The following is a 22768-nucleotide window of genomic DNA, read 5'->3' on the forward strand; positions in this document are numbered from 1 at the left end:
CTTCTTTTAAACTTTTGCCGCTGTTTTTGATTGTGGTTGTTTATAGGCCCAAATAAGTAAGCCTAACCCGCCAATGATCATAGGTAACGATAGAATTTGCCCCATAGAAATGAAGTCGGCAAATAGCCCCAATTGCGCATCTGGTTGGCGAAAATATTCAATACAAAATCTAAATACGCCGTAACCCAGTAAAAACAAACCCGACACACTTCCCGCAGGACGTGGACGCTTAATAAACCACAATAATATGACAAACAATACAAGCCCTTCAAAAAAAGCTTCGTAAAGTTGTGAAGGGTGGCGTGCAAGCGGGCCTCCCGTTGGAAACACCATTGCCCACGGAACATCAGTGGTACGCCCCCATAATTCGCCATTAATAAAGTTACCTATACGCCCAGCCAGTAAACCAACAGGCACTAAAGGTGCTACAAAATCACCGACTTGTAATAACGATTTTTTACGCTTGTAAGCAAAAATAGCAATTGCAGTGATCACCCCCAGTGTTCCACCATGAAACGACATGCCTCCTTGGTCTATTCTAAACAAATATAAGGGGTTTTCGATAAAATAGCTAAATTGATAAAACAGAACATAACCAATACGCCCACCTAATATAACGCCCAGCATGCCGTAAAAGAGTAAATCGCTGACCTCGTCTTTAGTCCAACCTGAACCGGACTTATTAGCTTGACGATTAGCAAACCACATCGCAAACGCAAAACCAATTAAGTACATTAACCCATACCAACGAACGCTAAGTGGTCCAATAGAAAATATTATTGGATCAATTTGAGGAAACTCCAGTGCCATAAAAATAAACCTTTAGCTAAAAACCATTTTAATAGCGATGATAACAAGTAACATCGCGAAAACTTTCTTAATTGTATTCACAGGTAAGTAATGCGTTGCTTTGGCGCCTATTGGCGCTATAAACCATGAGGTAACAACAATCCCTAACAATGCAGGTAAATAAACAAATCCCATAAAACCATGCGCTAAGTCAGTTACTCGCCAACCGGCGCTGATATAACCAATAGAGCCAAAAAAGGCAATTACAATACCACATGCAGCAGCGCAACCAATTGCCTTTTTAATATCAACCGAAAAATAGTGCAGCATAGGCACAAGTAATGCGCCACCGCCAATCCCAATCAACCCAGATAGTGCCCCCATTATCGCACTAATACTTCCTAGCACGGGGCCTGCAGGCATCGGGTGACCTACGCTCACTTTATTACGGGCAGAAAGCACCATTCTCATAGCAATAAAAACCACACTCACTGCGAACACGGTTCGTAACATTTTCTCAGGGATAAAGCTGGCAGCAAAGCCGCTAATCAAGGCGCCAATGGCCACACCCGACATTACCCAAGGGGCAATTTTCCAAGGCACATTATCATTTTTATGATGAGCTAACGCTGAAGAAGTCGAGGTAAATAAAATAGAGGCTAAAGATGTCGCAATAGCGATAACTAATACATGATCGGCAGCGGCCACATTAAAACCCAGTAACAAGCTCGTTAGCACCGGCACAATGATTAAACCACCGCCTATGCCTAGAAGTCCTGCTAAAAAACCAACAATGCAACCTAATAACGCACAACTTGCAACTAGAAGTCCTAGTTCATACATAGTTATCTCTAATACATTTAAGAATATGTATATTTTAATTGATTATATAAACAATAACAGCTCTATCATTTAGGTGTATAAAATAAATTACCTAGCTGATGCTCTATCATAAAATTACGGGTTAAACGCAACACTTGTTTAGCATTGGGCTGTGCTAAACACTCGCTCAGTAATTGTTCCATGTCACTAACATTTAAGCGCCTAAGCACCCATTTCACTTTATTTAACGACGATAAGTTCATACTTAAACGTCTATAGCCCATGGCAATGAGTAATATTGCTCCCTCGGGATCGCCGCCAAGCTCACCACATAAACTAAAGGGCAATTCATAGTGCTCACATTCGCTGGCAATATTATTTAATACACGTAACACAGCTGGATGATAAGGATTGAATAAATCGGCCACACGGGCATTTGCTCTATCTACCGCTAATAAATACTGAGTTAAATCGTTACTACCCACTGAGCAAAAATCGACTTTTCTAGACCACTCTGGCAGCATAAATACACTTGAAGGTACCTCAAGCATAATGCCAATATCTGGCTTTTCTATTAGTTGCTCAGGAAATGTTTCGCTTAACTCATAATAGGCTTGGTTATACAGTGCCAGCGACTCTTCAACTTCATCAGTGCCACTGATCATAGGAAGCATTATTTTTAAATTACCTAAGCCAATATTCGCTTTGAGCATGGCTTTGAGCTGATCTAAAAAAAGCTCAGGATGATCTAGGCTAATTCTAATACCACGCCATCCTAAAAACGGGTTTTCTTCGGTAATATTAAAATAATCTAAAACTTTGTCGCCACCAATATCTAACGTTCGCATAACTACGGGGTTAGGGTAATAGCTACTGAGTACTTCGCGATACCATTTTTCTTGTTCTTGTTGCGATGGAAACTGCCCTTTTTGCATAAACCACGCTTCGGTTCTGTAAAGACCAACACCATCACAAATATGGGCACTATTTTGTTGCGTATTAAGTTCAAGCCCAGCGTTGAGCAATAAACTAATATGCTCCCCATCCAAGGTAATTGCAGGCAGTGATTGCTCTTCTAAAAAACGATTGTTGAGTAAGTTATCTTGATGTTGTAACTCGGTATACTCATCAATAAGCATTTGCGAAGGCGAAATATATAAACGCCCAGCAAAAGCATCTAAAATCATTTCTTTACTATCAAACTGCAATAGCGGTAAATCTTCAATACCCCAAATCGCAGGCACGCCCATAGCACGGGTTAAAATAGAGGCATGGCTATTGGCAGAACCATTAATACTCACAACCCCCGCTAAACGCTCATTGGGCACCTCTGCTAACATAGCTGGCGTTAGTGTGTGCGCTATTAAAATGGTGTTTTCAGGGTAGTCTTTTATTGCGTGTTCGGTATTCACTAAGTGATGCAGCACTCGTAAGCCAATGTCTTTAACATCAACCGCACGCTCTTTAATGTAAGGGTCTTGCATTTCATTAAACTGTGCAACTAAACGTTCAATCACAATTTTTAATGCACTTTTTGCACACCACCCTTCTTGTAATTGTGTCTCTACATTATGACCTAAACTTTTAGCATCTAGTAATTGCTGATATACATCAAATACAGCCAGCGCCTCTTGCGGTATGCTGTCACTTAACGTCATCGATAAGGTGCTAAATTCTTTGCGCGTAGCAGCAACTGCTTGGGTGAATAAACGGCGTTGTTCATTCACATCACTATTTTTAGTAAGCTCTATGGACTTAAAATTAAGTTTAGGAATAACAACAAAGGCTTTACCAATACTAATGCCTGGCGCACTAGACACCCCTTTTAAAACCGATGTTTGATGAGACGACTCATCTTGGCGCAATACTTCTTTTATTTCGGCATGCGCAAGCTGTGAAGCTAACTGCGCAGAAAGCGTAATTAAAAAAGACTCCTCATCTTGAGAAAATACCCGCGCCATTTTCTGTTGAACAACAATAACACCTAACACTTTTTTTTGATGAACAACAGGCACAGACAAAAAGGCGTTATAGCCTTCTTCGTTAACTTCTGGGGAGAGTTTAAAACGAGGATGCGACTTGGCAAAGGCAATGTTAATTGCTTCTTCACGCTGAGCAACAAGCCCAACTAAACCCTCGGTAAAGCCAATTCTAAATTTGCCCACCGCATCAGGGTTTAACCCTTCGGTAGCCATCAGTACAAAATTATCTTGGCTGTAATCTGCAAAATAAATGGAGCAGCACTGGGTATTCATGGCATCTTTTACCATTTTCACAAAGCACACTAACGCGTCGTCTAAATTCGCTTGTTGCGAAACAGACTCAGCTATCGCTCTGAGTGTTGCCAGCATACACTGCTCCTTTTTATGTAAAACTACCTTTTATTTCGCCAGTGATCTTTTTGTTGCTCTCGCTTATTAAAGGGCATAGCAAAGGGAGCAAACTCTTTCATAACACGTCGATAAACGTCCCGTTTAAACGACACAACCTGTCTAACCGGGTACCAATAACTTACCCATCGCCAATCATCAAATTCCGGATGATGGGTTTTCAGTAAGTTAACATCTTCATCTTTACAGCGCAGTTTTAGTAAAAACCATTTTTGTTTTTGCCCAATACACACCGGACTTGAATCTCGGCGGATTAATCGTTTGGGTAATTTATAGCGTAACCAATGTTTTGAGCTTGCAACTATTTCTACATCTTCTGGTCGCAAACCTACTTCTTCGTGTAATTCACGGTACATAGTTTGTTCTGGTGTTTCACCATCATCAACACCACCTTGGGGAAATTGCCAAGAATGTTGACCATAGCGTCTGGCCCAAAACACTTGCCCCTGATTATTGCAAATTACAATTCCGACATTGGCACGAAAACCTTCGGCATCAATCACCTTAGTGCCTCATTTGTAAGTCGATTTTTTATGATTGTTCCACATTAGCTGCAATACGGCAAATACTATTACGTGCAAGCCTCGTTAACACCTTCACTTAAAGCAAATTAATGGCGAAATCCATTGCATGTGAATAACAAACTACACTGCCATACGTAAATACATAAAAACCACACTGTTTGTGCTGGTTACTCACAGCTTGTGCATAACTTTTGTAAAACACGCTCATTTACCAAACAAATCCACAATACAAGATCAAAAAAGTGATGTTCTCCACAGAATCTGTGGATAAACATGTTTATACATCTGTATTTATCCTTACAACAATTATAGACCTTAATTAAAACTGAACACCAAAAACAAAAAAAACAATGTAGTTCAGTTACTTAGTTAATTTTAGCGTTTTAAAGCAGTGCATAAAATTGCACCAACCACGGCACGTATAAAAATCAACCAACCACTAAAGATATCCACTATCAAGCTAATTTGCTATCATGGCGTTGGTATTTATTCAACTAAATTAACAGTATGCAACCTTTAAAGCCTCATTCAATTAATCAACTAATGCAACGTGTCAATAATATTGCAGGGCTCACACTTGGACAACTAGCACAGCAGTACCACTTTAAAACGCCAGATGATTTATTGCGTGAAAAAGGCTGGACAGGTCAACTGATTGAGTATGTATTAGGCGCAAGTGCTGGGTCAAAACCGCTCCCCGACTTTGAGGATTTAGGCATAGAGCTTAAAACATTGCCTATTTCATATAAAGGTAAACCGCTAGAAACCACCTTTGTGTCGGTTACCCCGCTAATGAATGTAACTGGCATGACGTGGCACACAAGTAGCGTACGTAAAAAGTTGAATCATGTTTTATGGTTACCTATTTTAAGTGAGCGCAATATCGCCCCGTTTGATAGAACCATAGGCAGTGGCTTTTTGTGGCAACCCTCCCCCGCGCAAGATGCGCAATTACAGCGAGACTGGGAAGAGCAAATGGAGCTTATAGCGCTTGGTCGGGTAGATGAAATATCAGGGCATTTAGGCGACGCCATGCAAATACGGCCAAAAGCCGCTAATAGCAAAGTAGTTACCGATGCCATAGGCCCCAACGGACAAATTATACAAACACTGCCGCGTGGCTTTTATTTAAAAACCAGTTTTACAAAAGAGATATTAAAACAGCAGTTTCAGTTGTAATAAGTCTTAGGTTCTCTACTGTAGCTTCACTATGGACAGCCCTTCCCATTACTTTATAACACGCATAAAAAATCCCCGCATAAGCGAGGATTTTTATAATTTTAAACAAATTAAAGAATTACTGACCTTTAACTTCTTTTAAACCATTGTACGGTGCTTTAGCGCCTAATTGCTCTTCAATACGAAGCAATTGGTTGTACTTAGCAACACGATCTGAACGGCTTAATGAACCTGTTTTGATCTGGCCTGCAGCTGTACCAACCGCTAAATCAGCAATGGTTGCATCTTCAGTTTCACCAGAGCGATGAGAAATAACCACTGTAAAACCAGCATCTTTCGCCATTTTGATTGCCGCTAACGTTTCTGTTAGTGAACCAATTTGGTTAAATTTAATTAAGATTGAGTTAGCAATACCATTGTCGATACCACGTTTTAAAATCTTAGTATTGGTTACGAATAAGTCATCACCCACTAATTGAACTTTATCGCCCATTAGCTTAGTTTGGTGTGCAAAGCCATCCCAATCAGACTCATCTAAGCCATCTTCAATTGATACAATTGGGTATTGCTCAGTTAAGTCTTTTAAGAAGTAGTTAAACTCTTCAGAGGTAAACTTTTTACCTTCACCTTTAAGGTCGTAGATATTTGCTTCTTTGTCATAAAACTCAGAGGCAGCACAATCAAGTGCAAGGGTAATATCTTTACCAAGCTCATAACCGGCATTTGCAACAGCCACTTTAATTGCTGCAAGTGCTGCTTCGTTTGATGCAAGGTTTGGTGCGAAACCGCCTTCGTCACCTACAGCTGTTGAATGACCATCCGCTTTAAGCACTTTTGCAAGGCTGTGAAATATTTCAGCACCCATACGCAATGCTTCACGGAAATTAGCAGCACCAACAGGTTGGATCATGAATTCTTGAATATCCACTGAGTTATCAGCGTGCTCACCGCCGTTGATGATGTTCATCATTGGTAGTGGCATAGAGTAAACACCTGGCGTGCCATTTAAGTCAGCAATGTGCTCGTATAGCTCTACTTTTTTAAATTGCGCGGCGGCTTTGGCGGTAGCGAGTGATACTGCTAAAATAGCATTAGCACCTAGTTTTTCTTTGTTTTCAGTACCATCTAAATCAAGCATTACTTGGTCTACATCACTTTGAGCAAGTGCGTTTTGACCTTTTAGCGCTTCTGCAATTTCATTATTAATGAAGCCAACCGCTTTTAATACGCCTTTACCTAAGTAACGCGCTTTATCACCATCACGTAATTCTAATGCTTCGCGAGTTCCTGTAGATGCACCTGAAGGTGCAGCAGCACGGCCCCATGAACCATCAGCTAAATATACCTCAGCTTCAACAGTTGGGTTACCACGCGAGTCCATAATTTCACGACCGATTACTTTTACGATTTCTGACATCTTGATTCCTCTATATTCCCAAAATGGTGAGTGCGGCTAACCTGAGTTTGGCTAGCCTTAGAAACAAAAAAGGCCGCGCAATATGCACAGCCTTTTTTAAATTATGAAGGCGCTTTTTGGTAGGTATGAGCCGCAGCTACAAACCCTTCAAATAGCGGATGACCATCGCGTGGTGTTGAAGTGAATTCCGGGTGGAATTGCGCTGCAATAAACCAAGGGTGATCTTTATTTTCAATAATCTCTACTAGCTTTTTATCTTCAGATAAACCAGTAAAGCTTAAACCTGCTTGTTCAAGCTGTGCAACGAAGTTGTTATTAACTTCGTAACGGTGACGGTGACGTTCAACAATTTCGTCGCTGCCATACACTTCGTGTACTTTAGAGCCAGGCGTTAAATGGCATTTTTGTGCGCCTAAACGCATTGTGCCACCTAAATCAGACTTTTCATCACGTACTTCTACGTTACCCTCAGCGTCTAGCCACTCGGTAATTAAACCAACCACTGGAGCCTCTGAATTTGCATTAAATTCCGTTGAGTTTGCATCAGTTAAACCGGCAACATTTCGTGCGTATTCAATTAGCGCTACCTGCATACCTAAACAAATGCCTAAGTAAGGCACTTTGTTTTCACGGGCATATTTAGCCGCTAAAATCTTACCTTCAACACCACGACCACCAAAACCACCTGGCACTAAAATAGCATCTAAACGAGAAAGAATATCGGTTCCTTTAGTTTCTAAGTCTTGTGAATCAACGTATTGAATATTAATAGTTAAACGATTTTTTAATCCTGCATGTTTTAAAGCTTCGTTTACTGATTTGTATGCATCCGGTAATTCAATGTATTTACCAACCATACCAATCGTCACTTCACCCGTTGGGTTAGACTCTTGATACAATACTTGTTCCCACTCAGCTAAATCAGCTTCAGGTGCATCTAAATGGAAACGACGACATACAAAGTTGTCTAACTCTTGCGACTTTAATAACGCAGGGATTTTATAAATACTGTCTACATCAGGCAGTGAGATAACGGCTTTTTCTTCAACGTTTGTGAATAATGCAATTTTTGCACGCTCGTTATTTGGCAGCTTACGGTCTGAGCGACAAATAAGAATATCTGGTTGAATACCGACTGAGCGTAACTCTTTAACTGAGTGCTGAGTTGGTTTTGTTTTCACTTCACCGGCAGGGCCTAAGAATGGCACTAGCGTTAAGTGAATAAATAGCGCACGTTCACGACCAATCTCTGTGCCCATTTGACGAATAGCTTCGATAAATGGTTGTGACTCAATATCGCCTACCGTACCACCAATTTCAACGATTGCTATATCATGGCCTTCTGCGCCATCATAAACACGTTGCTTAATATCATTAGTGATATGAGGAATAACTTGAATTGTTGCGCCAAGATATTCGCCACGTCTTTCACGACGTAGTACATCTTCATATACGCGCCCTTGCGTAAAGTTATTACGGCTGGTCATTTTGGTGCGAATAAAACGTTCGTAGTGACCTAAATCAAGGTCGGTCTCTGCGCCGTCTTCGGTAACGTATACTTCACCGTGTTGAATTGGGCTCATTGTGCCTGGGTCAACGTTGATGTAAGGATCCAGCTTTAAAATGGTAACATCTAAGCCACGGGCCTCTAAAATAGCGGCCAACGATGCTGCTGCAATACCTTTACCCAACGAAGAAACAACTCCGCCAGTAACGAAGATAAATTTTGTACTCATGCGAACCCTAGAATATCAGGAATTAAAAGGAATATAATACCCAAACAAGTGATTTTGGAATATAAACAAGACGGGGCGAAATTGTACCAAAACATAGCTAAGCAATCCAGCTAAAAATGGCAAATCTGTGCACAAAAAACAGACATTTTTTATGTCCCTATTTATTTAATTTTTTTTATCGCATCCCATGCTGCACCCATTTCCTCTAAAGACGCAGAATCAATACATTTACCCTGTGCAATTAAGTAGTTTTGCACCTTTTCAAATCGTGCAGAAAACTTATCGTTTGCACTGCGAAGCAGTTGTTCGGGGTCGCGTTTAACATGGCGCGCTACATTAACAGTAGCAAACAGCAAATCACCTAGCTCTTCTGCTGTATGATCTGAGTATGGGTCATGAGCTAAGGCTTCTTTCACTTCTTCAACCTCTTCACTCACTTTATCAATAGCACCGTGATAAGTCGGCCAATCAAACCCTAACGCAGCGACCCGTTGCTGAATTTTTTTAGCTTTTGTTAAGCTAGGTAAACTGTTTGGTATATCCTGCCAAAGTACTGAGCTTTGACCTTGGGGTTTAGCCGCACGCTCTTGTGCTTTTATTGCTTGCCACTGCGCAGCTAATTCGGCATCGGTTTTAGGTGTGTCTTGCGCTGAAAATACATGCGGATGACGACGCACCAACTTTTCATTTAACTGTGCCACTACATCGTTAAAATTAAATAATTGCTGCTCTTGTGCTAGTTGCGCATAAAACACAATTTGAAATAGTAAGTCGCCTAACTCATTTTTTAAATCGCTTAAATTATTCGTTTCAATACAATCAGCCACTTCATAGGCTTCTTCAAGAGTATACGGCACGATTGACGCAAACGTTTGCTTGAGATCCCAAGGGCATCCGCCCTCAGGGTTTCTCAGTGTTTGCATTATTTCCAGCAGTTGGCTTATAGCCTCATTATTAGCCTGATTACTGCCCTCGTTTTGCACTGTGCACCCCTTCTATCTGGTGTAACTTAGAAAGCACTTTATTTGTGCCTTGTAAGTCATGCACTTCTATTTGCATCACAAAAATAGCCGTTTGAGTGCTATCAACCGTGTTGACATTCATATTGAGCACATTGACTTTTTCATTCGCCAAAGCAGAACTAATATCACGAATTAAACCAGACCGATCGCTGGCTTCAATACGAATAGTTAACGCGTAGGAGCTGCTAATATCATCTGACCAACTTACTGAAATAACGCGCTCTGGGTGCTTGTTTTTTAAATTACTAAACGAGTCACAATCCTCACGATGCACGGCAATGCCACGGCCTTGGGTAATATACCCAATAATTTCATCCCCAGGTACAGGGCGGCAACAGCGAGCAACATGGCTCATTAAACTGCCTACTCCATCAACCACAATACCGTTTTTATCGCCAGTCACTTTACTGGGCGATTTAAAGCGAATAACCGGCTCGTGCTCCGTTCTATCGGTAATAAAGTTGAGCATTTGGTTAAGGCGAATATCGCCTGCACCAATGGCGACCATTAAGTCATCAAGCTCTCTAAAGTTAAAGCGCTTTATCGCTGGGTCTAAATCTTTGTAAGTTAACTCTAACTTTTGTAATTCGTTATCAAGGATTTCTTTACCCGCGCTTAAATTTTTATCGCGGTCGAGCTGTTTAAACCAATGGTGGATTTTGGCTCTAGCGCGAGAAGACTTAATGTAACCTAATGACGGATTTAGCCAATCACGACTTGGATTTGGCTGCTTTTGGGTCAGTATTTCAACCTGATCGCCGGTACTTAATTGATGAGTAAACGGCACTATTTTGCCAAATATTTTTGCACCAATACACCGATGCCCTACATTGGAGTGAATGTAGTAAGCAAAATCAAGAGGCGTTGCCCCTAGCGGTAAGTCAAAAATATCTCCACGTGGAGTAAACACATAGACGCGGTCTTCAACCACTTGGTTTTTAAGCTCTTGCGCTAAATCGCTGCCATCAACCACTTCTTCTTGCCATTGCAGTAACTTACGCAACCAGCTAATTTTTTGCTCATAGCCTGAACCACGCCCTGGTAACGCACCTTCTTTGTACATCCAATGTGCGGCAACACCCAGCTCTGCATCTTGATGCATGTCGTGGGTTCGTATCTGAATCTCAACAGTTTTACCTTCGGGGCCAAATACTACGGTATGAATAGACTGATAGCCGTTTTGTTTTGGGGTTGCAACGTAATCGTCAAATTCTTTATTTAAATGGCGCCAATTAGTGTGCACAATACCTAGGGCACCGTAGCAGTCTTGCAGGCGCTCAACCACAATTCGCATCGCGCGTATGTCAAACAGCTGATCAAACTCGTAGTTCTTTTTCGCCATTTTTTTATAAATGCTGTAGATATGTTTTGGCCTGCCGTATACCTCGGCTTTAATACCCGCTTCATGTAGGCGCTGTTTTACTTGCTCAACCATATCAGCCATATACGCTTCACGGGCAAGGCGCTTATCATCAAGTTGTTTAGCTATATTTTTATAAATATCTGGGTGTAAATAGCGAAAGGCTAAATCCTCTAGCTCCCACTTTAATTGGCCAATACCAAGGCGATTAGCAAGCGGTGCAAATATATCCGCAGTCTCTTTGGCTGCAATAACTCGTTCTTCTTCAGCCGCGTCTTTTACGTTGCGTAAATGGCACACCTGTTCGGCTAATTTAATCACCACGGCACGCACATCTTCCACCATAGCAAGCAACATACGGCGAATATTATCGACCTGCACGGTGCCATTGCCTTGATGAGCTAACGTACTTATGGTGGCCATTTGCGACACACCCGTTAATAACACCGCAACATGATTGCCTAAATGCTCTTCGACAGCGTCAATACTCACTACATCATTTAAATAATAAGGGGTTAAATAGGCGGTGGCTAACGAGTCAGCATCTAAATTTAGCTCAACCAAAATCTCCACCATCTCTATGGCGGTATTTTCGCGTTCGCTGTTATCACAAGTTTGGCAAAGTTGCTGCGCTTTATTGAGTAAGCTAATTTTTTCCTGAGACAAATCAAGAGATTCTACGCGTGAAAAAAAATCACCCGCTTTGTCATGTTGATGAGATTGACGTGTCGCTACCATAATGCGCTTTACCTCCGTTGAAATAACGCCATAGTTTCGATATGCCCTGTATGAGGGAACATATTCATTAGCCCTATTTTATTAAGTTCAAAGCCGGCTTGCGAAATAATAGCGCTGTCACGGGCTAAAGTAACAGGGTCGCAAGAGACATATAAAATCGCTTTAAACTGCGTTAATGGAAGCTGCTCTAAAACTGCCATAGCACCAGTGCGAGAGGGGTCGAGTACTAAAATATCTAACTCTTTATTAAACCACGGCGCTTTTTTAATACTCGTGGTTAAATCAAAGCAATGAAATTGGGTATTTGTAATAGAGTTAGTGTGCGCATTTTGCGTCGCTAATGCAACCGCCGAAGTAACGCCTTCAATTCCTGTTACTGTTTTAGCCTGCTTTGCTAACACTAGAGAGAAATTACCAATACCACAAAATAAATCCAGTACATTTTCATCACCTTGTAATGCTAACCAACTCGCCGCTTGAATTAACATTGCCTGATTTACACTCGCATTGACCTGAATAAAGTTATTTAGTCCAAATTCAAATTTTATATCTAACTGATCAAGCTTATAAAATGGCATCGCTAAATGGGCATGATCAATGGTATCGCTATCACTTTGCCACACTAATTGCCAATGATGCGCCGAGACACTTTGCTCAACAAACGCTTTATCTGTGGGCGAAATGGCTTTTGTATGACGAATAACAATAAAGTGTTGTTCATCTGCAGCGCATAACTGCAAATGACTTATACTGTGCAGCGCCTTATTATGATTAATTATGTTATCAAATACGTTAAATACCTCTGCAAATACGTCACTTAATACTGGGCACTGATTAATGCTAACAATACTTTTAGAGCCACGTGCTCTATAGCCTACCCGCATTTTTTTTGCTGCTTTGTCGAACATTACGGCAATGCGGGCACTACGTCGGTAATGCGTTGCTTGGCTTAGCAGTGGAGCTTGCCAGTTCAAATCAGTTAATTTTGCAAACTTGGCAAATAATTGATTTACCGCCGCTTGCTTTTCAACGACTTGTTGTGTGGCATCTAAATGCTGCAACTGACAACCACCACATTGGCTGTAGTGTTCACAAATGGGTGTGGTGCGATATTCACTGGCTTTGAGTATTTTAAGCGTGTCAGCTTGGCTGTAACGTGCTTTATCATCAATTAACTTGGCTTTTACTCGCTCACCAGGTAATGCCCCACTGACAAAACACACTTTATTATTGTACTTAGCAATACCACGTCCGTGGTGATCCATTGCCCTTATATCAAGTTCAAGTGATTGCTGTTGAAGTGGTTTTTTCTTTGCTTTAAATATTTGTGCCATTAGGCATTACCTTAAAAGGTTGATGAATCACGTCTCTACCTAGATACTTTGAGAATAACTATGAGTATGTATATACTCACATTCAATAAAAATGATAATAATGCTCAGATTATGACCAAACTAGGCTTGCGCGATTCTGTTTTAACACTCACCCTGATCCCCACAGTGATCATCGGGCTATTACTAGGTGGTTATTTTACAATAAATCGTTACATTGAGCTTGATGAAATTTTATATCAACAAGGCACAACGATTGCTGAACCTCTGGCTATTGCACTTGAACAACCTTTACTGGAAAAAAGTAAAAAACTGCTTAATCGCATAATTCGCTATACACACAACAAACACTCTCCTTCGATTAAATCGATTGCCATCTTTAATGATAACAACCAACTTATTATAACCAGTAATTATCATCGCTCATTCGACACTTTAATTGAGCAGACGCAATTAAATGGCTTTAAAGCCACCTATGTTCAGCAAAGTGAAGACTTAGTAACCTTTTTCACCCCTATCATTAACCATACAACCCCCAATAGCGACTGGAATACTTCTGAGTTCCAAACCTCGTTGGGCACCGTTGTTATTCAGCTTAACCGCGATAAAGCTGTTATTGGCCAACAACGTGCATTATTGGTCAGCGGTATTATTATTATTCTCGCCTTAGTATTAGCCGCTATTTTAGCGCTAAGACTTAGTCGGATGTTTATGACCCCACTTAATAAGTTAGTACTTGCTACCGACAGGTTGATTGAAGGTAAAAGACAAACCGGATTAACTGAACCCATGAATGGCGAGTTTGAGTTATTACGTGAGGGGCTCAATACCATCTCGCATTCTATGGTGATGCAAAAAGATGAAATGCAAAAAAATATTGATCAGGCAACCAGCGATTACCGCGAAACGCTTGAACAATACGAAACACAAAATATCCAGCTCACCATGGCTAAAAAAGAAGCGCAGGATGCTAACCGTGTTAAATCTGACTTCTTAGCTAAAATGAGTCATGAGTTACGCACCCCACTTAACGGGGTTATTGGATTTACCCGTCAGCTTTATAAAACGCCTCTGAATAAAAACCAAAAAGATTACCTTGATACCATAGAGCTTTCGGCTAACAGCTTAATGACTATTATTAGTGACATATTAGATTTCTCCAAGTTAGAAGCAGGAGCCATGGAGCTTGAGTCTATTCAGTTTCAACTGCGCGATAGCGTAAACGAAGTAATGACCTTACTGGCACCTAGCGCACACGACAAACAACTTGAGCTTTCTATTTATATTAATCCTCAGGTGCCCGATCATTTAACTGGCGACCCCACACGGTTTAAGCAAGTGCTGATTAACTTGTTAAGTAACGCAATTAAATTTACTGAAAAAGGCGCGATAAAAGTTGATATTAGCCATCGTTTGCTTGATGAAGAGCGCACCTCTGTCTTAGTGTCAGTCGCAGATACTGGGGTAGGTATTCCAGCAGATAAACAAGACGCGCTATTCACCGCCTTTGGTCAAGCCGACTCCAGTATTACCCGCAAATTTGGCGGTACCGGCTTAGGGCTTATTATTACTAAACATATCGTTGAAGCAATGAGCGGCCGTATTACCTTAAATTCAGCCCCTGGTAGCGGTACTTGTTTTACCTTTAATGGCGTATTTAGATTACCAAATCATGTACTTATCAACGATTTGCCTACCCAGTCATTAATTGGTAAACGTGTTCTTTATTTAGAGCCGCATAAGCATACCCATCATGCTGTTGCCTCATTATTACAAGAGTGGAAAGTCAGTGTCACTCCTTGCTATAACGAAACCGAATTTTTAGAGTGCATAAAAAATTCAGAGATCAATTTTGATATTTGTCTTATTGGTCACATGGCATCAGTTGACGATATGCAGCGTTTAAAAAGCTATGTAAAAGCGGTTAGAGAATCAACCGATTATTTATATTTAATGCTCAATACCGTATCGCACAACATGCGCGAAGCCTTCATCGGCAGCGGCGCTGACGCCTGTTTGAGTAAACCTCTTAACCACCGAAAGCTATGTGAACTATTAGCTGCGCCTTATCGACTTGACCACCCGGCACATAATATAGAACAGCATGAACAAACCCTGCTGCCACTAAAAGTGTTAGTGGTGGATGATAATGACGCTAATTTAAAATTAATTTACACCCTACTCAACGAGCAAGTTGAATTAATTGATACCGCACATAATGGGTCACAAGCGTATAGTTTAAGCAAAAGCCATAAATATGATGTGATTTTTATGGATATTCAAATGCCTATAATGGATGGTATTACAGCCTGTAAACTCATTAAAGAGTCATCTTTGAATGAAGATACGCCTATTATTGCCGTGACGGCGCATGCACTTAATAGTGAAAAAGAACAGTTATTAAAAGATGGTTTTGAAGGTTATTTAACTAAGCCTATCGATGAAGATATGCTAAACCAGGTTATTTGCGATCATAGCCCGCAATTACCAGTGAGTCGTGATAAGTCAAAAAGCACATTTGAACATAGCCCTGCTCCTTTTGATAGCACTCGCCTTGACTGGACGCTGGCATTGCAACGTGCAGGCGGTAAAGCAGAATTAGCCAATGAAATGCTTAATATGTTACTGCTAAGCGTGCCCGAAACCCTGAACTTACTAAATCAAGCAATAACCAGCGAAGATTGCCCTCAAGTACTTAGCGTTATCCATAAATTTCATGGCGCATGCTGCTATACAGGTGTACCAAAATTAAAAACATTGGCTGAAACGATCGAAACATCACTTAAAAATGAATGTACGCTTGAGAATATTGAGCCCGAGTTATTTGAGTTGCAAGACGAGCTTGAAAACTTACTTGTTGATGCCAACATTGATATCACTAATAAAAAAGACGAGCATTAATATAACTTATAGGGATATACAAATTGATACTTAAAGATTCACTAAAAACAGAAGTAGAAGATGAATTTGAGTTACTCGAATGCCTAATTAATATTACTAATAAAAATATCAAGGAATGTGCATATTTATCTTCCGGTGTGTATGAGGAAATTGAAGTAGATGCCCCTGACGGAATAGGCAAAATAACAGAAGAATCTGTATGTAATATCGATTCACGATGTTGGAACCTTGATGCTGTAATGGATAGAATAAAAAATCAGCTATGGCGGTCTACATTTTTAACATATATAAATTCTGTAGAAGAGTTATTGATAAAAATAGCGATACAAGAGCATGGATATGAAAAATGTGATCGCAACGATTTCGATGAATGTATCCAACTCTTATTCAAAGATAGTCCCGATAAAATATACTTTGATACACTTCGTATATTACGAAACAACATTGCTCACTCTAACTGTTTTGAAAAGCACATTGGTAAGGTAAAAACAGAAAGCCCAGTATTTGAATGTAACGAGCAATTTCCTTCGATTAAATTTCGAGAGGAAAATATTGAAATTTATAAAGGCGAGCGCAAGGACTCAAAAATAAAAGATGAAGTAATTATTGAGTATTCATTTTTGAAAGAGGTACATCAAAAATTGAAATCCCCCTGTATTGAATTAGTGAAAAATACTTGAGACCAAAAAGCGTGACTGGCACATCACGCTTTTAATATTTATTATGTACGCGCTTCAAGCATTAAGCGTTTCATATCACGAACCGCTTTATCTAAACCGTCAATGGCTGCGCGGGCAATAATAGCGTGGCCAATGTTTAGCTCATAAATCTCTGGCATCGCCGCAATTGGTTTTACATTGTGATAATGCAGACCATGGCCAGCATTAACAATTAAACCAATACTGGCTGCATATTTCACCCCTTGGCGAATGTGCTCAAGCTCTTTGGCGGTGTCTTCATCGTTAGTGGCATCTGCGTAAGCCCCAGTGTGAATTTCAACATAAGGTGCACCACACGCTTTTGCAGCGTCTAACTGCGCTTTATCGGCATCTATAAACAGTGACACTTTAATACCGGCTTGCGTTAAAGTTTTAGTCGCTGCGGCGATTTTATCAATATTACCCGCTACATCTAAGCCGCCTTCGGTAGTAAGCTCTTCACGTTTTTCAGGTACTAAGCAAACATATTCAGGTTTAACCTCAAGTGCAATCGCAATCATTTCATCGGTTACTGCGGTTTCAAGGTTCATACGTGTTTGAATGGTTTTAGCCATCACATACACATCGCGGTCTTGAATGTGTCTGCGGTCTTCGCGTAAATGAATCGTAATGCCATCAGCACCGGCATGCTCTGCAACACTGGCTGCATGGGCTGGATCTGGGTAAGAAGTACCTCGAGCTTGGCGAAGCGTTGCAATATGATCTACATTCACGCCTAGAAGAATATCTTTCATGTTTGTACCTGTGAAATTTGTTTATTGAGAGCTAATAAATAACTCACGACTTTTTAATGGCTTATTGCCCAATAATGGCTTTAATAAATAACGACTTAATTGCTTTGCCATATATAACACATCCGCTTGGCTAAAGTCATGATTTGCTATGGCATTAAGTTGTGAACCGGTAAATCCAGAACGCGTGTCATGTTGCACCGAAAACCCTACTTCTGCAAAGTAGCTATACGTTTGCGTGTCATCAATTGGCTCACCGTCCGCATCAAAACTAAAATCAACTCCATATCCTAGTAACTCTAACAATTGAAATTCATAAGAGCGCAATACTGCTTGCATGTCAGTACCGCTATTAAGGTTTTCTAGGTGTGTTTTATAAAGTTGAAAAACTTGATCAATGGGCTCATTAATCGGCACAATGCGATTAGTTAGCTCATTTAAATAAAAGCCACAATAAAGCTTATCACCAGTTAGAAATAACGGGTTGCCGTAGAGCTCAAATTTATTAATATATTTTAAATCGTATTTGCCATTGTAATGGACGAGTAAGGATTGAAATGGTTGCAATTGGGCTTTATGTTTAGTGGCCTGGCGGCCACTAACTCGTGCGAGCATTCTAAGCTGGCCAACGCCTTCTACCAGCATATCTAACATTACTTGCGAGTCACTGTAGGGACGTCGATGTAATAAATAGGCTTTGTAAAAGTCGCTGTCCATATTAGGCTATTCGATACTTATTAATCTTCACCGTAGCCTAAGCTTCTTAAGGCACGTTCATCGTCAGCCCAGCCCGATTTTACTTTAACCCATAGTTCTAAAAATACTTTATTTTCAAGCATTTCTTCTAGGTCTTTACGCGCTTCACGGCCGATTACTTTTAGCTTTTCGCCTTTGTTACCGATAACCATGCGCTTTTGCGTTTCACGCTCAACTAGTATCAGGCCATTAATATGCCAAATACCGTTTTCTTGCCATTTAAACTGCTCTATTTCCACAGTCACTGAATACGGTAACTCTTCACCCATAAAGCGCATTAGCTTTTCACGGATCACTTCAGCCGCCATAAAGCGCATTGAGCGGTCAGTTACGTAGTCATCAGGAAAGTAAAATTCGCACGGTGGTAAGCGCTTAGTCACTTCTTCTTTGATCAGGTTAATGTTTTTACCCTGAGTCGCAGATACGGGCATAATACCGACAAAATCAAACTTATCGCCTAAAAACTTCATATGTGGAAGTACAAGGTCGCGATCTTTCACTTGGTCAATTTTGTTAATAACTAACAATACCGGCTTGCCACTTTGGCTTACTTTGTTAAGTACCATGTCGTCATCGGCATTCCAATGAGTGCCTTCAACCACAAAAATGATCAGCTCAACATCACCAATTGAGCTAGACGCTGCACGGTTCATTAAACGGTTAATAGCACGCTTTTCTTCAACGTGCAGGCCTGGGGTATCGACGTACACCGCTTGGTGCTTACCCTCAGTATGAATACCCATAATACGGTGGCGCGTAGTTTGTGGCTTACGTGAGGTAATACTGACTTTTTGTTCAATAATTTCATTAAGCAGTGTTGATTTACCCACATTAGGACGGCCAACAATCGCAACCATGCCACAAAATGTGTCTATTTCGCCTTCATGAGGCTGTATTAAGGTATCAAGATTCATTTTTAAGTATCTTCAATGCTTTTTCGGCCGCTTTTTGTTCGGCTTTACGCCGTGAGCTGCCAACAGAAATAATGCTATCCATTCCATCAACGATACATTCAACCGTGAATGTTTGATTGTGTGCCTGACCTTTAGTATCAACGACGGTGTAGCCTGGTAATGATAGCTTACGAGCTTGCAAATACTCTTGCAGCAGGGTCTTAGGATCTTTTTGGTTAAGCCCTGGTGAAATAGCATCTAAACGTGATTCATACCACGCTAAAATAAGCTCGCCGCAGCGATCTATGTCTGAATCTAAAAATACAGCGCCAATAATAGCTTCAACTGCATCCGCTAGGGTTGACTCGCGTCTAAAACCACCACTTTTTAGCTCGCCAGGACCTAAGCGTAGGTAATCACCAAGCTCAAATTCAAAGCCAAATTCAGCTAAAGTCTGGCCGCGAACTAAAGTCGAACGCATGCGGCTTAAATCGCCTTCGCGTGCTTTAGGAAATTTAGCGTACAGTGCATTGGCAATGACAAAGCTCAAAATTGAGTCGCCCAAAAATTCGAGTCGCTCGTTATGTTGACCTTTGTGGCTGCGATGCGTCATTGCTTGCTCAAGTAACCCTTGATCAGCAAATGTGTAGCCAATTCTTTTGTATAACTCTGTTACATTTTTTTTCATTGTTACTGAATATTACCTAGGCGTTCAAAACGAACACCAGTTGGAACCCATCCTGGTAAAATGTCATCTGGGCCATTATCAAATTCAAAACTCATCCATATAAAGACAGCTTTACCCACCAAGTTTTCTTTTGGTACAAAGCCCCAAAAGCGACTATCTTGGCTGTTATCGCGATTATCACCCATCATAAAGTAATGATCAGCTGGAACCACCCATTCATCCGCAGGTGTGCCCAATTGCTGGTAGTAACGCCCTTTACGTTCAGGCGATTTTGGGTTGATTAAAATATCATGGCTAGAGGTCGTTAAATCTTCATTTAAACGCGCTAAAGCCATTGGGCCTTGCATAAATTCATCATCATTAATTAATTTAAAATCAATTTTATTGAATTCGTTGCAAAGAAGCGCGCCTTTTTGAACTTCGCCTTCTTCACATTTTGGTTGAATATATAAACGCTTGTCGCGATAAACAATTTTATCGCCAGGTAAGCCTATAGCGCGTTTAATATAATCAACTCTCTCATCTAATGGGTATTTAAAAACAACAATATCGCCACGCTCTGGTTCGCTCACATCCACTAACTGGCTGCGCCATACAGGGTCTTTAATTCCATAAGAATACTTTTGCACTAAAATAAAATCACCCACTAATAAGGTGGGCATCATTGAACCCGATGGGATCTGAAACGGCTCAAAAATAAATGATCTAAAAATAGTGATAGCAGCAATCATCGGAAAAATCGACTTTGCTGTTTCAGTAATGACTGGCTCAGGCGCAATCAATGCTGCGGTTTCTTCATCAAGTTGACCACCGGCAGAAGTTTGAGCAATTGCTAAACGTTCCTGCCTTTTAGGAGCAAACATTAAGTGATCTATTAACCATATTAGACCTGAGCCTAAAGTTAACAACACCAATAAAACTGAAAAGTAGCCAGCCATTTATTATCCTTTATTTTATTTACCAACTTTCAAAATGGCTAAGAACGCTTCTTGAGGCACTTCAACGTTACCAAGTTGCTTCATTCGCTTTTTACCATCTTTTTGTTTTTGAAGTAATTTTTTCTTACGGCTCACGTCACCACCGTAACATTTAGCGATTACGTTTTTACGTAGTTGCTTAACAGTTGTTCGAGCGATTACATGTTGTCCAATCGCTGCCTGAATCGCAATATCAAACATTTGACGTGGTATAAGTTCTTTTAACGCATCAGCAAGCTGTCGACCACGTGATTGTGCGCTGTCGCGGTGAACAATGATAGCCAATGCATCCACACGCTCGCCATTGATAAGTATATCTACACGTACCATGTCTGAAGTTTGGAAATGCTTAAAGTTATAATCAAGCGAGGCAAAACCACGGCTTGTTGATTTTAGCTTATCAAAGAAGTCCATTACCACTTCAGCCATTGGCAGTTCATACGTTACTGCAACTTGCTTACCGTGATAACTCATTTTAGTTTGCATACCGCGCTTATCAACACATAAGGTGATTACGCTGCCTAAGTACTCTTGTGGAACTAAAATATTAGCTTCTACAACCGGCTCACGTATCTCTAAAATATCGTTAACTGGTGGAAGATCAGACGGGTTATCAATTTGCGTCGTGCCCTCTTTAGTTACCACCTCGTAAATAACCGTTGGTGCCGTGGTGATTAAATCAATGTCGTATTCACGCTCTAAACGCTCTTGGATAATTTCCATGTGTAACATGCCCAAGAATCCACAACGGAAACCAAACCCTAACGCAGTTGAATTTTCTGGTTCAAAGAATAACGAGGCATCGTTTAAGCTAAGTTTGTTAAGGGCATCGCGGAATGACTCGTAATCATCAGAGGCTATTGGGAACATACCCGCATAAACTTGTGGTTTAATTTTTTGAAAACCAGGTAAGCGCTCAGGTGCCGCATTTTTTTGATGAGTAATAGTATCACCCACCGGTGCACCGTGTATTTCTTTAATACCGGCAATAACAAACCCTACTTCACCTGTACGTAAAATACCGGTATTAGTTTGTTTAGGTGTGAAAATACCTACATGATCTGCAGTATGAATATGCTCATTCGACATAATTTTAATTTTGTCGCCCGCGCGAAGTTCACCATGTTTAATACGCACTAGCGATACAACGCCTTGGTACGGGTCAAACCAAGAATCGATAATTAGCGCTTGTAATGGCTCGTCTTTATCACCAACTGGTGGCGGTACATCTTTAACGATCATTTCAAGTACTTCGGCAATACCCACACCTGTTTTAGCACTACATTGCACGGCATCAAGGGCATCAATACCAATGATGTCTTCAATTTCTTCGGCTACACGTAATGGGTCAGCTTGTGGTAAATCAATTTTATTTAGAACCGGTATAACTTCTAAGTCCATTTCGATGGCGGTATAACAGTTAGCCAATGTTTGTGCTTCAACACCTTGGCCAGCATCAACAACCAATAATGCACCTTCACACGCGGCTAATGAACGTGATACTTCATAAGTAAAGTCAACGTGACCTGGAGTATCGATAAAGTTGAGCTGGTAGGTTTCACCATCGTTTGCTTTGTAGTTTAACGTTACACTTTGCGCCTTGATGGTAATGCCACGCTCACGTTCAATATCCATTGAATCCAGAACCTGCTTCTGCATTTCACGGTCGGTTAAACCACCACAAACTTGGATCAAACGGTCAGAAAGGGTCGATTTACCATGGTCAATGTGGGCGATGATCGAAAAATTACGGATATGCTTCATAAACTGGATTCTAAACTTCTATTTTAAAGGA

The 22768-nt window shown here is 40.7% G+C and carries 18 protein-coding genes; 3 read left to right on the plus strand and 15 right to left on the minus strand.

What is annotated here, in order from left to right:
• Nucleotides 1–6: 6 nt before the first annotated feature.
• The 4 genes from lgt to rppH all read right to left on the minus strand — a co-directional run bounded on the left by lgt (nucleotide 7) and on the right by rppH (nucleotide 4504).
• On the minus strand, nucleotides 7–810 hold the full coding sequence (lgt, locus tag QMA00_RS00590; protein WP_076920642.1) for a prolipoprotein diacylglyceryl transferase: 804 nt from the start codon (nucleotides 808–810) through the stop codon (nucleotides 7–9).
• 12 nt (nucleotides 811–822) lie between these two features.
• The gene (locus tag QMA00_RS00595) at nucleotides 823–1632 is read right to left on the minus strand and encodes a sulfite exporter TauE/SafE family protein (protein ID WP_069440014.1); all 810 of its coding nucleotides are present in this window, start codon (nucleotides 1630–1632) and stop codon (nucleotides 823–825) included.
• Between the two features lie 65 nt (nucleotides 1633–1697).
• Entirely contained in the window at nucleotides 1698–3962 is a 2265-nt protein-coding gene (gene ptsP, locus QMA00_RS00600) for a phosphoenolpyruvate--protein phosphotransferase (RefSeq protein ID WP_076920643.1), read from the minus strand.
• A 23-nt stretch (nucleotides 3963–3985) separates the two neighbouring features.
• Nucleotides 3986–4504 (minus strand): RNA pyrophosphohydrolase, encoded by a 519-nt coding sequence (gene rppH / locus QMA00_RS00605; protein WP_008111786.1) that lies wholly within the window; start codon nucleotides 4502–4504, stop codon nucleotides 3986–3988.
• Between the two features lie 528 nt (nucleotides 4505–5032).
• On the opposite strand from rppH, the gene mutH reads away from it, so the two are divergent.
• Nucleotides 5033–5704 carry a DNA mismatch repair endonuclease MutH gene (gene mutH / locus QMA00_RS00610; RefSeq protein WP_033102795.1) on the plus strand — a complete coding sequence of 224 codons (672 nt, stop codon included), beginning with the start codon at nucleotides 5033–5035 and terminating at the stop codon, nucleotides 5702–5704.
• A gap of 118 nt (nucleotides 5705–5822) precedes the next feature.
• Here the strand turns inward: mutH and eno are convergent, their stop codons facing one another.
• From eno to rlmD, 5 genes are all read right to left on the minus strand, one after another.
• A complete protein-coding gene (gene eno, locus QMA00_RS00615; RefSeq protein ID WP_076920644.1) occupies nucleotides 5823–7121 on the minus strand; it encodes a phosphopyruvate hydratase in 1299 nt (432 codons plus the stop codon).
• A 101-nt stretch (nucleotides 7122–7222) separates the two neighbouring features.
• A complete protein-coding gene (locus tag QMA00_RS00620; protein WP_076920645.1) occupies nucleotides 7223–8857 on the minus strand; it encodes a CTP synthase in 1635 nt (544 codons plus the stop codon).
• Nucleotides 8858–9018: 161 nt separating this feature from the next.
• On the minus strand, nucleotides 9019–9840 hold the full coding sequence (gene mazG, locus QMA00_RS00625) for a nucleoside triphosphate pyrophosphohydrolase (RefSeq protein ID WP_076920646.1): 822 nt from the start codon (nucleotides 9838–9840) through the stop codon (nucleotides 9019–9021).
• Nucleotides 9821–11977, minus strand: a complete 2157-nt coding sequence (relA, locus tag QMA00_RS00630) for a GTP diphosphokinase (RefSeq protein ID WP_076920647.1) — start codon at nucleotides 11975–11977, stop codon at nucleotides 9821–9823. The genes mazG and relA overlap by 20 nt, the downstream gene beginning before the upstream one ends.
• An 8-nt stretch (nucleotides 11978–11985) precedes the next feature.
• Nucleotides 11986–13311 (minus strand): 23S rRNA (uracil(1939)-C(5))-methyltransferase RlmD, encoded by a 1326-nt coding sequence (gene rlmD, locus QMA00_RS00635; RefSeq protein WP_076920648.1) that lies wholly within the window; start codon nucleotides 13309–13311, stop codon nucleotides 11986–11988.
• A 111-nt stretch (nucleotides 13312–13422) separates the two neighbouring features.
• Between rlmD and barA the strand changes: the two genes are divergently transcribed.
• Complete coding sequence (gene barA / locus QMA00_RS00640) at nucleotides 13423–16209, plus strand: two-component sensor histidine kinase BarA (RefSeq protein WP_175610028.1); 2787 nt, start codon at nucleotides 13423–13425, stop codon at nucleotides 16207–16209.
• Between the two features lie 23 nt (nucleotides 16210–16232).
• Nucleotides 16233–16889: a hypothetical protein gene (locus QMA00_RS00645; RefSeq protein WP_076920650.1), complete on the plus strand. Its 657-nt coding sequence runs from the start codon at nucleotides 16233–16235 to the stop codon at nucleotides 16887–16889.
• A gap of 41 nt (nucleotides 16890–16930) precedes the next feature.
• Here the strand turns inward: QMA00_RS00645 and pdxJ are convergent, their stop codons facing one another.
• The 6 genes from pdxJ to lepA are packed head-to-tail and all read right to left on the minus strand — an operon-like array spanning nucleotide 16931 to nucleotide 22737.
• Complete coding sequence (gene pdxJ / locus QMA00_RS00650) at nucleotides 16931–17662, minus strand: pyridoxine 5'-phosphate synthase (RefSeq protein ID WP_076920651.1); 732 nt, start codon at nucleotides 17660–17662, stop codon at nucleotides 16931–16933.
• Nucleotides 17663–17683: 21 nt separating this feature from the next.
• Entirely contained in the window at nucleotides 17684–18376 is a 693-nt protein-coding gene (recO, locus tag QMA00_RS00655; RefSeq protein WP_055013221.1) for a DNA repair protein RecO, read from the minus strand.
• Between the two features lie 20 nt (nucleotides 18377–18396).
• Nucleotides 18397–19329 carry a GTPase Era gene (gene era / locus QMA00_RS00660; protein WP_013465632.1) on the minus strand — a complete coding sequence of 311 codons (933 nt, stop codon included), beginning with the start codon at nucleotides 19327–19329 and terminating at the stop codon, nucleotides 18397–18399.
• Nucleotides 19319–19996: a ribonuclease III gene (rnc, locus tag QMA00_RS00665; RefSeq protein ID WP_076920652.1), complete on the minus strand. Its 678-nt coding sequence runs from the start codon at nucleotides 19994–19996 to the stop codon at nucleotides 19319–19321. Before rnc ends, era begins: the two co-directional genes overlap by 11 nt.
• Nucleotides 19997–19998: 2 nt before the next feature.
• Nucleotides 19999–20934, minus strand: coding sequence for a signal peptidase I (lepB, locus tag QMA00_RS00670; protein ID WP_010387798.1), 936 nt, complete (start codon nucleotides 20932–20934; stop codon nucleotides 19999–20001).
• Nucleotides 20935–20949: 15 nt separating this feature from the next.
• Nucleotides 20950–22737, minus strand: coding sequence for a translation elongation factor 4 (lepA, locus tag QMA00_RS00675; protein WP_024602342.1), 1788 nt, complete (start codon nucleotides 22735–22737; stop codon nucleotides 20950–20952).
• Nucleotides 22738–22768 lie beyond the last annotated feature (31 nt).

This window comes from Pseudoalteromonas sp. APC 3694 (assembly GCF_030407565.1).
GTDB classification, from domain to species: Bacteria; Pseudomonadota; Gammaproteobacteria; order Enterobacterales; family Alteromonadaceae; genus Pseudoalteromonas; species Pseudoalteromonas tetraodonis.

Coding starts and splice junctions, on each gene's coding strand:
- QMA00_RS00595 (WP_069440014.1), bottom strand. CDS start 1,632: ATGTATGAACTAGGACTTCTAGTTGCAAGTTGTGCGTTATTAGGTTGC.
- rnc (WP_076920652.1), bottom strand. CDS start 19,996: ATGAAAAAAAATGTAACAGAGTTATACAAAAGAATTGGCTACACATTT.
- QMA00_RS00620 (WP_076920645.1), bottom strand. CDS start 8,857: ATGAGTACAAAATTTATCTTCGTTACTGGCGGAGTTGTTTCTTCGTTG.
- lepA (WP_024602342.1), bottom strand. CDS start 22,737: ATGAAGCATATCCGTAATTTTTCGATCATCGCCCACATTGACCATGGT.
- rlmD (WP_076920648.1), bottom strand. CDS start 13,311: ATGGCACAAATATTTAAAGCAAAGAAAAAACCACTTCAACAGCAATCA.
- barA (WP_175610028.1), top strand. CDS start 13,423: ATGACCAAACTAGGCTTGCGCGATTCTGTTTTAACACTCACCCTGATC.
- era (WP_013465632.1), bottom strand. CDS start 19,329: ATGAATCTTGATACCTTAATACAGCCTCATGAAGGCGAAATAGACACA.
- relA (WP_076920647.1), bottom strand. CDS start 11,977: ATGGTAGCGACACGTCAATCTCATCAACATGACAAAGCGGGTGATTTT.
- pdxJ (WP_076920651.1), bottom strand. CDS start 17,662: ATGAAAGATATTCTTCTAGGCGTGAATGTAGATCATATTGCAACGCTT.
- lepB (WP_010387798.1), bottom strand. CDS start 20,934: ATGGCTGGCTACTTTTCAGTTTTATTGGTGTTGTTAACTTTAGGCTCA.
- mutH (WP_033102795.1), top strand. CDS start 5,033: ATGCAACCTTTAAAGCCTCATTCAATTAATCAACTAATGCAACGTGTC.
- lgt (WP_076920642.1), bottom strand. CDS start 810: ATGGCACTGGAGTTTCCTCAAATTGATCCAATAATATTTTCTATTGGA.
- ptsP (WP_076920643.1), bottom strand. CDS start 3,962: ATGCTGGCAACACTCAGAGCGATAGCTGAGTCTGTTTCGCAACAAGCG.
- recO (WP_055013221.1), bottom strand. CDS start 18,376: ATGGACAGCGACTTTTACAAAGCCTATTTATTACATCGACGTCCCTAC.
- eno (WP_076920644.1), bottom strand. CDS start 7,121: ATGTCAGAAATCGTAAAAGTAATCGGTCGTGAAATTATGGACTCGCGT.